The sequence below is a fragment of the Maribacter sp. PR66 genome (genome assembly GCF_028464205.1).
In the GTDB taxonomy this organism is placed as follows: domain Bacteria; phylum Bacteroidota; class Bacteroidia; order Flavobacteriales; family Flavobacteriaceae; genus Maribacter; species Maribacter flavus.
Window position 1 is genome coordinate 331,238 of record NZ_JAQPCH010000002.1, and the last position, 12,304, is coordinate 343,541.

Annotated in this window: 12 protein-coding genes; 7 read left to right on the forward strand and 5 right to left on the reverse strand. The window is 44.5% G+C overall.

Features of this window, described 5'->3' with window-relative positions:
* Window positions 1–19 precede the first annotated feature (19 nt).
* From PP181_RS06380 to PP181_RS06390, 3 genes are all read left to right on the forward strand, one after another.
* Window positions 20–1,747: a SulP family inorganic anion transporter gene (locus PP181_RS06380; RefSeq protein WP_272636409.1), complete on the forward strand. Its 1,728-nt coding sequence runs from the start codon at window positions 20–22 to the stop codon at window positions 1,745–1,747.
* A 137-nt stretch (window positions 1,748–1,884) separates the two neighbouring features.
* Window positions 1,885–2,016, forward strand: coding sequence for a hypothetical protein (locus PP181_RS06385; protein WP_272636410.1), 132 nt, complete (start codon window positions 1,885–1,887; stop codon window positions 2,014–2,016).
* A gap of 133 nt (window positions 2,017–2,149) precedes the next feature.
* Window positions 2,150–2,299 carry a hypothetical protein gene (locus PP181_RS06390; RefSeq protein ID WP_246160789.1) on the forward strand — a complete coding sequence of 50 codons (150 nt, stop codon included), beginning with the start codon at window positions 2,150–2,152 and terminating at the stop codon, window positions 2,297–2,299.
* 101 nt (window positions 2,300–2,400) lie between these two features.
* On the opposite strand, the gene PP181_RS06395 is transcribed toward PP181_RS06390, so the two are convergent.
* From PP181_RS06395 to PP181_RS06405, 3 genes are all read right to left on the reverse strand, one after another.
* On the reverse strand, window positions 2,401–3,783 hold the full coding sequence (locus PP181_RS06395) for an exonuclease domain-containing protein (RefSeq protein ID WP_272636411.1): 1,383 nt from the start codon (window positions 3,781–3,783) through the stop codon (window positions 2,401–2,403).
* A 75-nt stretch (window positions 3,784–3,858) separates the two neighbouring features.
* Window positions 3,859–6,156, reverse strand: a complete 2,298-nt coding sequence (locus tag PP181_RS06400; protein WP_272636412.1) for an FdhF/YdeP family oxidoreductase — start codon at window positions 6,154–6,156, stop codon at window positions 3,859–3,861.
* An 86-nt stretch (window positions 6,157–6,242) separates the two neighbouring features.
* On the reverse strand, window positions 6,243–6,431 hold the full coding sequence (locus tag PP181_RS06405; RefSeq protein WP_272636413.1) for a hypothetical protein: 189 nt from the start codon (window positions 6,429–6,431) through the stop codon (window positions 6,243–6,245).
* A 211-nt stretch (window positions 6,432–6,642) separates the two neighbouring features.
* Here PP181_RS06405 and PP181_RS06410 point away from each other — a divergent pair, with 211 nt between their 5' ends.
* Window positions 6,643–7,728: a sulfatase-like hydrolase/transferase gene (locus PP181_RS06410; RefSeq protein WP_272636414.1), complete on the forward strand. Its 1,086-nt coding sequence runs from the start codon at window positions 6,643–6,645 to the stop codon at window positions 7,726–7,728.
* Window positions 7,729–7,795: 67 nt separating this feature from the next.
* Here PP181_RS06410 and PP181_RS06415 read toward each other — a convergent pair whose 3' ends face one another.
* Complete coding sequence (locus PP181_RS06415) at window positions 7,796–8,026, reverse strand: hypothetical protein (RefSeq protein ID WP_138257396.1); 231 nt, start codon at window positions 8,024–8,026, stop codon at window positions 7,796–7,798.
* Between the two features lie 298 nt (window positions 8,027–8,324).
* Here PP181_RS06415 and PP181_RS06420 point away from each other — a divergent pair, with 298 nt between their 5' ends.
* The 3 genes from PP181_RS06420 (at window position 8,325) to PP181_RS06430 (ending at window position 11,899) form a co-directional block, all read left to right on the forward strand.
* Entirely contained in the window at window positions 8,325–9,425 is a 1,101-nt protein-coding gene (locus tag PP181_RS06420; protein WP_154916989.1) for a mevalonate kinase family protein, read from the forward strand.
* A gap of 12 nt (window positions 9,426–9,437) precedes the next feature.
* On the forward strand, window positions 9,438–10,796 hold the full coding sequence (locus tag PP181_RS06425; protein WP_272636415.1) for a Gfo/Idh/MocA family protein: 1,359 nt from the start codon (window positions 9,438–9,440) through the stop codon (window positions 10,794–10,796).
* A 71-nt stretch (window positions 10,797–10,867) separates the two neighbouring features.
* On the forward strand, window positions 10,868–11,899 hold the full coding sequence (locus PP181_RS06430) for a LacI family DNA-binding transcriptional regulator (RefSeq protein ID WP_154916987.1): 1,032 nt from the start codon (window positions 10,868–10,870) through the stop codon (window positions 11,897–11,899).
* 12 nt (window positions 11,900–11,911) lie between these two features.
* Here the strand turns inward: PP181_RS06430 and PP181_RS06435 are convergent, their stop codons facing one another.
* Entirely contained in the window at window positions 11,912–12,304 is a 393-nt protein-coding gene (locus PP181_RS06435; RefSeq protein WP_272636417.1) for a hypothetical protein, read from the reverse strand.

Here is a 12,304-nt window from a genome sequence, read left to right on the forward strand (position 1 = left end):
ATTTGTTTACTTTTGAAACGTGAACCGTTTTCTACCATTTTTGGAATGGGCTACTACCTATAAAAAGGCCTATTTTATAAAAGACCTGATCGCAGGGTTTACCGTGGGCATAGTTTTGGTCCCGCAAGGTATGGCCTACGCCATGATTGCCGGTTTGCCTCCAGTCTATGGTTTGTACACCGCCTTGGTTCCCGTGTTGACCTATGTGTTTTTAGGCACCTCACGCAAAGTGGCCATGGGGCCCGTGGCCATGGATTCCCTATTGGTAGCCGCGGCTTTGGGAACGTTCGCTATAAGCAATGTTGCGGACTATATTGCTTTGGCGGTCGTGTTGGTGTTGATCGTTGGGGCTGTACAATTACTTCTGGGCATATTCAGGATGGGCTTTTTGGTCAATTTTCTGTCAAAGCCTGTTATCAGCGGATTTACTTCGGCTGCCGCCATTATCATTATGGTAAGTCAGCTAAAGCACTTGCTGGGAATCCCTGTCCCGAATAGCAATCATTTTCATGAAATTGTAGCCTTGACATGGCAGCAGCTGGGGAACACCAACCCCTATGATTTGGGATTGGGCATTCTAGGTATTGTACTGATTCTGGGATTTAAAAAATGGAAAAAAAGCTTTCCCGCAGTGCTTTTAGTGGTCGTATTGGGCATACTGGCCGTTTATTATTTTGGTTTGGCTGCATACGATATGAAGTTGGTGGGCGAAGTTTCCAAAGGCTTACCCTCCTTTGACCTTCCCAAAATAACCTTTGAAAATATAAAAAGCCTTTGGCCCATGGGCGTTGCATTGGCCTTGGTAGGTTACTTGGAGACCATATCCATAGGTAAGGCTATGGAAGAGAAAAGCGGGGAAGAGACCATAGATGCCAATCAGGAATTGATTGCCTTGGGGGCATCCAATATCCTAGGTTCTTTTTTTCAATCCTATGCTTCCACGGCCAGTTTTTCCAGGTCGGCCATCAATCAGGAAGCAGGTGCCAAAACCAATTTAGCGGGCTTTTTCAGTGTGGTCTTGGTTGTGCTTACGCTGTTGTTTTTTACACCTGTTTTCCAGTACCTGCCCAATACGGTACTGGCAAGTATTATTATGGTTTCCGTTTTTGGGCTAATAGATTTGGACTATGCCAAGTACTTATGGGTAGACCGCAAGGATGAATTCGGGGTGTTGTTGCTTACTTTTTTGATTACCCTTTTTATCGGGATTACCCAAGGAATCGTTGTGGGAACGCTGCTATCATTATTGCTGATGGTGTATCGAACCTCCAAGCCCCACTTTGCGGAGTTGGGCAATCTGAAGGGGTCCGATTATTATAAGAACATCAATCGGTTTAACGATGAGGTCATAATCCGTAAGGATTTATTGATTGTTCGGTTCGATTCCCAGCTCTATTTTGGGAATTCAGGCTATTTCAAAAAGAAGATGCTAAAGCAAATCAAAGGAAAGGGGTCCGATCTAAAGGCGGTCATTTTGAATGCCGAGGCCATGACCTACATCGATGCCACGGGTGCGGACGTGCTTTCCAAGCTCATCCATGAAATCCATGAAATGGGGCTGCAATTCTATATTGCAGGTGCTATCGGGCCCATGCGCGACATCATTTTTACCACCAATATCATCAATGAACTTCAAAAGGAATTTCTCTTTGTAACCACCAAGGAGGCTGTCGATTATTTTGATAATGCCAATCAATTGTCCCAACTTGGGGCGAGGGTGGCCCATGAAAACAAAAGGGCACGGTAAGGTTTTTTCAAGAAAATGGGCTTTATGATAGAAATCATAAAATTGTATATTCCTCCAACGTATTTTTAAGCAATTATTTGAAGGTTTATAAAGCCTTTTAAGAAATGCCATAGTACAACCTATATAACTGAATTTTTATGAAAACCATACTGCCATTAGTAAACTGGAGCAACGGGATTATCATGATCGGCGTTTTTGCCGCTGTGGTGATTGCCCTTGTTGTGGTCACCCTTAGACTTATGAACAGCGGAAAGGGAAAACAGTCTTAGGGTAATCCCTTTGATTGAACACATATTTTCGTACATTTAAATAAACCGGAATCAGGGGAGGGTTAGTTTCTGTTCCCTTTGCTTTCAATTTATTTAAAGTATGCTGAAGAGTTTTATCAAACGTATAGGGGTAATGAATTGTATTATGCTCCTAGTCGTGCTTTCCATTATAGTGGTATCCGAGGTCATGTTCCTGACAGGACAAAAGCTGGAGGCCATATTCATTGCATTTTGGGCACCTACTATCTTGGGCTTTATGAACTATTTAAAGTACAGGAAATAGTGGAGGTAGTATTGATTTATTCCATCATCGTAGGGATTGTTTTTGTCCTTTGGTTGTTTTTTGTGATCAAGATGTATCACAAATTAAAGGACTGACCGTATTCAATAGGTCTCCGCTCTCGTAAAGCTCAGAATGCCTTTCGAACTTTTCCTAACGAAGGCTTCCACAATACGTTGCGTTTCCAAGGTGTTTTTCTGCCTGGTAAGATAGGATTCAAAATCATCCTGGGTACTAAGGGGTGTGTCTTTGGGTACGAAACCGTATCCCGTATACAGGTTCTCCCGTACCAGCACAAAACCGTTCTCTTCTGGGTTTCTCCCTTTAAGTCTAATGGCGAAGTCCGATTTTGTTTCTCCAAGTGAATCTATGGCCTTCCGTACCCGCGCATTGTATACTTCCAAATGATAAATATCGGAACATATCCCGATGCAATTTTTTATCCTAAAATGAGAACAGGTGTCCACATTATCCTGTAGGTGGCAATATTTTGGACAGAGCCCAAAGCTTTCGCACAGTGCTTCCAAAAAGGTCCTACATTCAGAAATACTGTATAGCACCAGCAACGGATTGGGTGCCATGTTGATTTTGTTGTAGGCCAAATGCAGGATTCCGTTGCGGTCCTCATAACTAAATAGGGCGTACTGCTGAATTTTTCGTTTCTGGGCGCGATTGAATTTTGGATAGTGCTTCTTGATTTCCGCAGATTCCAACAAAAGCGCGATCAATTCGTTCCCGGTTTCCTCAAAGTCCAAATAGGCCGTTTCATTGCACAACGCAATTTCCTTGGTGGATTTATCGTAGAAATGTCCCAACACCCTCTTTTTAATGTTGATGGCCTTGCCCACATAAATAATATGTCCCTTACCATCCTTAAAATAATAAATGCCCGGCGTGGCGGGTAACTTTTCAAATTCGCTTTTGGGCAGGGAAGGGGGTAGCGTAGCTTCCTGTGATTTCGCGTTCAGGAAGGACTTAAATACTTTTTCGGCATCGTGGGACCGTAACAGTTTATGGAACAAAAGCATGGTGGCATGGGCGTCACCACGGGCCCGGTGTCTGTTGGAAAGGGGTATCCCCACGGCGGAGCATAGTTTTCCTAGACTGTAGGAATGATACCCGGGAAGCAGTTTTCTGGACAACCGTACCGTGCAAAGCTTCCTTCTTGAAAACTCGAGTCCAAGGAGCTGTAGCTCGTTTTTGATGACATTGTAATCAAAATTGACGCTGTGCGCCACAAAAATGGCATCTGAAGTAATCTCCAGGATTTTTGGAGCTATTTCGGCCAATTTGGGAGCATTTCGCACCATATCGTTGTCAATCCCCGTAAGTCCGGTAATGAAAAAGGGTATCTCACATTCCGGATTTACCAAGGAGGTAAATTCATCCACCACCTCATGCCCATCGTATTTAAAGATGGATATTTCGGTAATACTGTTACCCTTGATTCCGTTTCCGGTGGTTTCTATGTCTACGATGCAGTACAAAATAGCGATTGGAAAAGGCCACTTTAAAGTTAGTTCAATTTACGGAAAGGGGGATAGGGCATCGATAGGAAATACTTATTTCGATCGTTCCAAATGGACGATAATGGATTTACTGATGGGGGTGTTGCTTTTATCCGCGTAGTGGTTGTGGGGAACCACCATATTCGCTTCCGGGAAATAGGCACCCAAATTCCCTTGCGGAATGTTGTACGGAACCACTAGGAATTTCTTGGCACGTCGCTCTACCGAATCGTAGCTGCTTACCAAATCCACTATATCCAAGGTTTTGTAGCCGAATTGCTCGAGGTCCTTGGGGTTCATAAAAAGTACGCGGCGTTCGTTCTGTATACCCCTGTACCGGTCGTTTAGGCCGTAAATGGTGGTGTTGAACTGATCGTGCGACCGTATCGTCATCAGTAGGAATTCATTTGGCTTACGTTCATGTGACGCCATTTTGCAAAGACTGAATTTGGCTTTTCCATGTTCCAATTTACTAAAATCCAGCTCCCTAACGTTATTTGGTAAATAATAACCGGATCCTTTGGAATCTTTTTGAACCGATTCAAAACCTATCAGGGTTTCGGACATTTTTTCTCGGACCCTATCATAATCCTTGCCCAAAACTTCCCACGCTACGGGATGCTGGTTTTTAAAATACGCATTTGCAATACCCCCAATTATCTCCGGTTCGCTTTTTAAATGTTCCGATTTTGGTTGTAGCACTCCTTTGGTCCTGTGCACTTTACCCATACTATTTTCCACGGTCAGGAATCTTTCTTTTCCGTTGGAATTGTCTTTTTCGGACCGACCCAATGTTGGTAATATCAACGCGGTCTTGCCAGTAATCAAATGACTCCGGTTCAGTTTTGTACTTATCTGAACTGTTAGGTCGCAATTTTGAAGTGCTTCCGCTGCATAGTGGGTATCGGCCACGGCAGATGCAAAATTTCCTCCCAGCCCAATGAACACCTTGGCCCTTCCTTCGTGCATGGCCTCAAGGGCCTTTACCGTATCCAAGCCTTCTTTGTTAGGTGGTGTAAAGCCAAATACCTTTTCAATACTTTGGTTCAGTTCCTTTGAAACATGGTGCATGATGCCCACCGTGCGGTCTCCCTGGACGTTGCTGTGACCCCTTACCGGACAGGTTCCGGCGCCCGGTTTTCCCAGACTTCCTTTTAGGAGAAGGAGGTTCACGCATTCCTTAATGTTGTCCACGCCATTTTTATGCTGGGTAAGACCCATGGCCCAACAGATGATGATTTTATTTTTTTTCGCTAGCAAGCTAACCGCTTCGTCAATCGTTTCTTCGGGAATACCGCAACGTTCCAAAAGTTCGTTTTCGGAGTATCGTTCCAAATCCTTTAGGAGTTGATCAAATCCCTCGGTATAGGTTTCAATGAAGCTGTGGTCGAACACGGTTTTGCCACTTCGTTCCAGATGGGCCAACTTTTTCAGTAACAATTTGAGCAGGGCCACGTCCTCATTGATTTTTACCTGAAGATGGATATCCGTAAGGGAAGTCCCTTTGGTAATCCCGGATAGGGATTGCGGGTCCTTAAACCGGATCAGTCCGGCTTCTGCCAAAGGATTGATACTGATGATCTTTCCGCCGTTCTTTTTACATTTTTCCAGGGCGGACAGCATTCGAGGATGGTTTGTACCCGGATTTTGGCCCATAACGATGATTACTTCGGCCTCGTCAAAATCCTCCAATTTTACAGATCCCTTGCCAATGCCCAAGGTTTCGGACAGGGCAACGCCACTGCTTTCGTGGCACATGTTGGAACAATCCGGCATGTTGTTGGTGCCAAAGGCACGCACAAAGAGTCCGTATAAAAACGCCGCCTCGTTGCTCGAGCGTCCCGAGGTGTAAAAAATAGCTTCGTCCGGGGATGCCAAGGATTTTAGATGTACGGCAATCTTGTCAAAGGCGGCATCCCAGGAAATGGGTTCGTAGTGGATACTTCCTTCCCTTAAAATCATGGGCTGGGTCAATCTGCCACTTTTTCCAATATGGAAGTCGGACCATGTGGAAATTTCCTCAACGCTGTGTTTTTTGAAAAAATCGGCGTCCACTTTTTCATATGTAGCCTCTTCCGCAAGGGCCTTTGCCCCGTTCTCACAGTATTCGCCAAGCTTGGAAGGTTTTTCCGGATCGGGCCACGCACATCCGGCACAGTCGAATCCGTCCTTTTGGTTCATTTTGGAAAGCGTGCCCAAGGCTTCCAAAGCCCCCATTTCCTTAAAAGTATGCTGAATCGCCACTTTAATCCCTGGAAATCCTGCGGCAAATTCCTTGGAGTCTGTCAGTGAGATACCGGTCAATCGTGTGTCACCGGTAAGTGAAATGTTTCGTTTAAATGGGGAAGGCATAGAAAATGTTTCCCACTAAGGTAATCTAAAGAAAGGAAAAAGAAGTCCGCGAAAAGGACGATTGCTGCACCAAAAAGGTTTCTTGATTAATTTGACTCCTCTACTGTATCTATTTCTGCTAGCCTACCCGTATCGTTTTGGTCGATTGACGTCGTACTGTCTTTGATAACAAATTCAGAAACCAAGTCCGTTTCCTTGTTGCAGGAGGTTGAAAATATAATTAGAACAAAAGCAAGTAGTGCTAGGGTAGGGAACTTGGAAAGGCGTATTTTCATTTAAATTGCTATCAGTAAATGGGCATTTGGTCAATTGGTTCGGCCAAAAATAGATTTTGAAATTATTTTCACGATTAAAAGAGCAATTTTTTCGATGAAATGCACGCATAAAGTTATTAAGATAGATTGTTAATAACTTTTTAACCGAGGTCCAAAGCATATTTTGGCTAGTTTTAGGCGGAAGTTTGAGAAGAAATAAAATTGAAATACGATGAACATAAAAATCCCGATGCTTCTTCTTTTTATAGTCCTAGCCGGTGGCTTGGCCAAGGCACAAGAGGGTCAAGCCAACATAGTTCTGATAAGCCTGGATGGTTTTCGCTGGCAGGAGCTGTTCTCGGGTGCGGATTCCCTCTTGGTAGCCCATAGCGACTATGTCCATGATACTACGGAGTTACGGAAACTGTTTTGGAGGAGTTCCCCAATGGAGCGACGTAAGGCCCTTCTACCCTTTGTTTGGAACACCGTAGCGTCCATTGGACGGATTCATGGAAACCGAAATCATGGGAGCAAGGTGGATTTGACCAATGCGATGTGGTTTTCCTACCCGGGGTACAACGAGATATTGACCGGAAAGGCCGATGACGACCGTATTACAAGTAATGATAAGATTCCAAATCCCAATAGGACATTTTTGGAAATTGCCCACAGTGATACACGATACCACGGCAAAGTGGCCGCCTTTGGGAGTTGGGACGTATTCCCGTATATCATCAATGAGGAACGTTCAGGGGTTCCGGTCAATGCAGGTTTTGATGTTGCCAAAGGTGACGATATCACAGAGCGGGAAAAATTCCTGAACGAATTGCAACCAAAAGTGCCAAGTCCGTGGGGCTCTGTTAGGTTGGATGCTTTTACGCATTATTTCGCATTGGAAGAAATGAAAAAAAACCACCCAAAAGTGGTATATATCGCTTATGGGGAAACGGACGACTTTGCCCATGATGGGGATTACGGAGCTTATTTGAAATCGGCCCATACAACCGATACCTTTATAAAAGAGTTGTGGGATTTTACACAATCCGACAGTTTTTATAAGAACAATACGCTTTTTGTAATCACAACGGACCATGGACGCGGGACACAACCCTTGGATACGTGGAAAAGCCATGGATCGGAAATAGCAGGTGCCGGAAGTGTTTGGTTGATCGCTTTTGGAAAGGGAGTTAAGGCAAAAGGGGAGGTTACGACAAACGAACAGTTGTTCAGCAATCAAATAGCGCCAACAATTCTTCAACTATTGGGTTTACAAAGTGACGATATCAAAATGCCCGGAGCCGCCTTGAATTTCGAATAGCGGAAAAGCGATGGTAACGATGCTAACCCTGGACGTAAGTAAGGACAATTGACAAAAGGGATTTTTTTTAAAGTTTCACCTCTATTTCCCGAACCTTTATGGCTTGTTCCCGCAACAGGTTTTGAAAAATGACGACCGTTCTCTCCTGATATTCCTCCGGAATCCTACCACCGATCATCCAATTTTTTTTGATAAACCGCTTGTCGTTCAATTTGAACTCATTGCAAAGACAGGTAAGGGCTGCCTCGCGGGTGGAGTCGTTCATGTTACTGAACATGGTTTTGATATTTTTTATCATCGGTAAAGATGGTCGGTTTTCAAATATAAATAAATATTGATACCGTTCGCTTCTTTTTAATCAACAGGTTTTTAACAGTGTACGTCTTTCCCTTGGTTCCAAACCGCTGATTTAAAACCATTAAGATTGCTACGTATGGAGACCAAACCTTGCCCCGAACCGTGATTTATTGCTTGAAATTTTATTTTGTGCTCGAACACATTTTTTGTATCATTGTTCTATTGAAGTTTAATATCGTGGAAAATGGCTTCGGATTTTAGACTTTGCAATGAGCGTAACGTTAAGAAATTGAACCTTGTTGGATACGAGAATACATATTGTGGCCCCCGGGAGGACCTGCCTTTTTGGCGACCATCAGGATTATCTGGGGCTTCCGGTAATTGCCTGTGCCATAAATCGGTATATATTTTTGAAGGCAACACCCAATGAGAATGGGGTTTTTAGAATTCAGATGGAGGATATCGATTCCAAAAGGGTTATCCCCATTTCTCAGGAATTCAAAACATTGGAACCCCGTGATTATTTTGGGTCGGCACTTCGCGTTTTAAAACGGGAAGGCTGTGTTCCTGTCCAAGGGTATAATGTGGAAATTACGGGAAATATTCCCATTAATTCCGGAAATTCCAGTTCCTCGGCGGTCTTGCTGGCGTGGATTTATTTTTTGGTGGAGGCCTTTGGCCTGGATAGACCGGTAACCAAGGAATTTTTGGCGGAATTGGGCTATTGGGCGGAAATTTTGGAACATAAGGAACCGGGCGGAATGATGGACCATTTCAGCATTGGCGTGGGTGGCGTGTTACATATCAAAACAAATCCGCCTTTTGAATGCCAGACCATCGGTTCTCAACTGCAAGGGATGGTAACGGGCGTATCAGGGGTTCCAAAAGAAACGGTGGGACTTTTGGCAAGGGTAAAGGGGAACGCCCTAAAATCCATTCAACGGGTAACGGATAAATTTCCGGATTTCAATATTCAAAAAGCCACTATTTCGGACCTAAAAAAATATACTTCGATTCTACCAATGGAATTGGTACCCTATTTTGAAGCGGCCATTGAAAACCATGATATTACCCAAAAGGCATTATTGGAATTTCAAAAACCGAATCTTAACCTACCCGAAATAGGTAGGTTGATGACCGCCCATCATATCATTTTAAGGGATAAATTGAAGATTACCGTACCTAAAATAGATGCCATGATCGATGCCGTTTTACAACAGGGTGCCTACGGTGCCAAAATTGTGGGCTCCGGTGGCGGAGGAAGTATCGTGGTTCTTACGGAACCCGGAACAGAAGGTAAAATAGTTGAAGCCCTCCTCTCCGTTGGGGCCAAGGAGGCATATCCCATACAGGTCGATGCCGGATTGCGCATCCAAAATTCGACCCATTTTAAAATCTAAAATCTTATCAAAATGAAATCAAAATCCAGAAGAAATTTTATCAAATCCACTTCCCTTGCGGCCACAGGTGCGGCCCTTTGGCCACAGTTTTCCATGGGAATGAACTTTTCTGCCCAAAAGCTCAGGGTGGGTATGATCGGGGTAGGGCTACGAGGAACCAATCACCTGAGTAACTTATTGCAACGTAACGATGTTTTGGTAACCGCTATTTGTGACATCGACCAAGCCCGTGTAAAGATTGCCCTGGAGATGATTTCTGAAAAAGGGGGTGCCAAACCACAGGTATTCAGTAAGGGCGATTTGGATTATAGAAATCTTTTGGAGCTTAAAGAGGTGGATGCCGTTATCATCGCGACCCCATGGCTATGGCACACACGAATGGCCAAGGATGCCATGCTGGCCGGAAAGTATGCAGGATTGGAAGTATCCGCAGCGAACACCATGGAGGAGTGCTGGGATTTGGTAAATACCCATGAGAGTACGGGAACCCATATGATGATTTTGGAGAACGTAAACTATCGTAGGGATATCTTGGCGGTATTGAACATGGTCCGTCAAAATGTATTTGGGGAGCTGGTACATTTTAGATGCGGCTATCAGCATGATTTACGGGGCGTTAAGTTCAACGATGGAAAGGAACCCTACGGTGTTGGGGCCGAATTTGGCGAAAAGGGAATTTCCGAGGCCAGATGGCGTACGCAACATTCCCTGTTGAGAAATGCCGATGTATATCCCACCCATGGCGTGGGACCCATTGCCGCGATGTGCGATATCAACAGGGGGAACAGGTTTGTTTCGCTTACATCCCATGCCACAAAGGCCATTGGGTTGCATAACTATATCGTGGAAAAGGGCGGTGAGGACCATCCAAACGCCAAATTGAAATGGAAGCAGGGCGATGTGATTACCACCACCATCGATACCTCGAACGGGGAGACCATCATCGTTACCCACGACTGCAACCTGCCCAGACCTTATTCCTTGGGCTTTAGGGTACAAGGGGCGAACGGCCTCTGGGAAGTGGACGGAAACCGCATCTATATCGAGGGTCAGTCCCAACCTCACCGCTGGGACGCCGCGGATGAATGGCTCAAAAAATATGACCATCCACTTTGGGTTAAATATGGGGAATACGCCACCGGCGCGGGCCATGGCGGTATGGACTTTTTTGTGATCAATGCCTTTGTGGAATCGGCCAAGGCCAATATCGCTCCGCCCATGGACGCCTATGACGCTGCGGCCTGGAGTGCCATAACCCCATTGTCAGAACTATCCATCGCCAACAATGGCGAACCCCAGGATTTTCCGGATTTTACCCGGGGCAATTGGGTCAAAAGAAAACCGTACAACTGGATAAAGGATACGTATTAACGGTTATTCCATAATCTTTCACATGACCGATTAAACACCTTTTTCGGTCCAGATTTTACGTTGAACGAGCAATGGATAAAAGAAACTTTACCATAAAGGACATCGCCTCCATGGCCGATGTATCCCGGGGAACCGTAGATCGTGTTCTCAATAATCGCGGCAAGGTTTCGGAGAAGGCCAGAAGGAAGGTAGAGGAAGTACTGCAACGTATTGATTACCGTCCCAATTTGATCGCCAGGACCTTAAAGAACCATCGGTCATTTACGATTTGGCTGCTTACGCCAGACTACACAAATGATCGGTACTGGCAGCAAATGCATCAAGGCGTGATGGATGCCTATGCGGAGTTGGAGCCTTTTGGGATTCGTATTTCGTCCGTTCGCATGGGAAGTACGGCCGATACCTACTACCAAAATTTTAGCTCCGTGCTACAAAATAGCCCCGATGCCCTGGTCATTGTTCCTTTTTTTACGGATACCTGTTTCAATCTATACCGAGAACTCGAGGAAAGGAAAATCCCCTTTGTTCTTTTGAACTCCCCAATAAAGGATGTTGATTATGGCTGCTTTATAGGTCAGGATTACTTCATGAGTGGACGTACCGCCGCCTATTTTATGGATATTTTGACCCGGAGTGTAGCACCCAAAAGAACTATTTTGATACTCCATATAGGTGTACAGACAGAAAATGCCACCCATGTAGAGGAAAAGGAAATCGGTTTTTTGGATTATTTCCGTGAAAGGGACGCTTCAAGTACCTTTGAGATTATCCGGTTTGAAGCCGAATTGGATATGGGCTTATTGGATCATAAATTAAGCAAGACCGATGGATTGTTCATAACCAATTCAAAGACCCATGTAGCTGAGGACCTCCTAAGAAAACACCCATCGGTCAAAATTATTGGGTATGATATGATTCCCGAAAATATCGAACTTTTAAGGGAAGGCACCATCGATATACTACTTAACCAAAACCCGAAACTTCAAGGCTATCACGGCATATCTATAGTAACGGAATATCTGCTCTACCAGCGGGAGATGCCCAAAAACAGATTACTGCCCATAGATGTGCTCACTAAAGAAAATGTTTCTGGGTACCTATAGTTCTTCAAACTTTTAAGAAGCGTTTTTGAGTTCCACCTCGTTCAGCAAAAAGCCGATGTTCTCAATATTTGCCACGTGATAACTTATCAATCGGTTTAAGGACATCATATAGCTCAGTTGCTTGGAATCCTTTTTGATTCCGGATTCTGAAAGGATCTCTTGCAAGTTCTCCGTAATCTCCTGTACGATGGAATCCGTCGTATTACCCGGATTTACATTGATGTGCCTAAGTGATTCGGCGATGTCGTTTTCATATTTACAACTAAGCTTTAGGTACTCTTCCAGCATTGTTTTTCGTCGTTCGTTCAAAAACCCGATTTTGCTACCGTTGAAAAAATGGTTCACCTGTTTTGAAATGGCATAGAGGTTACTCAGTTCCTTCCCTAATAATTCATCTTTGTCCAT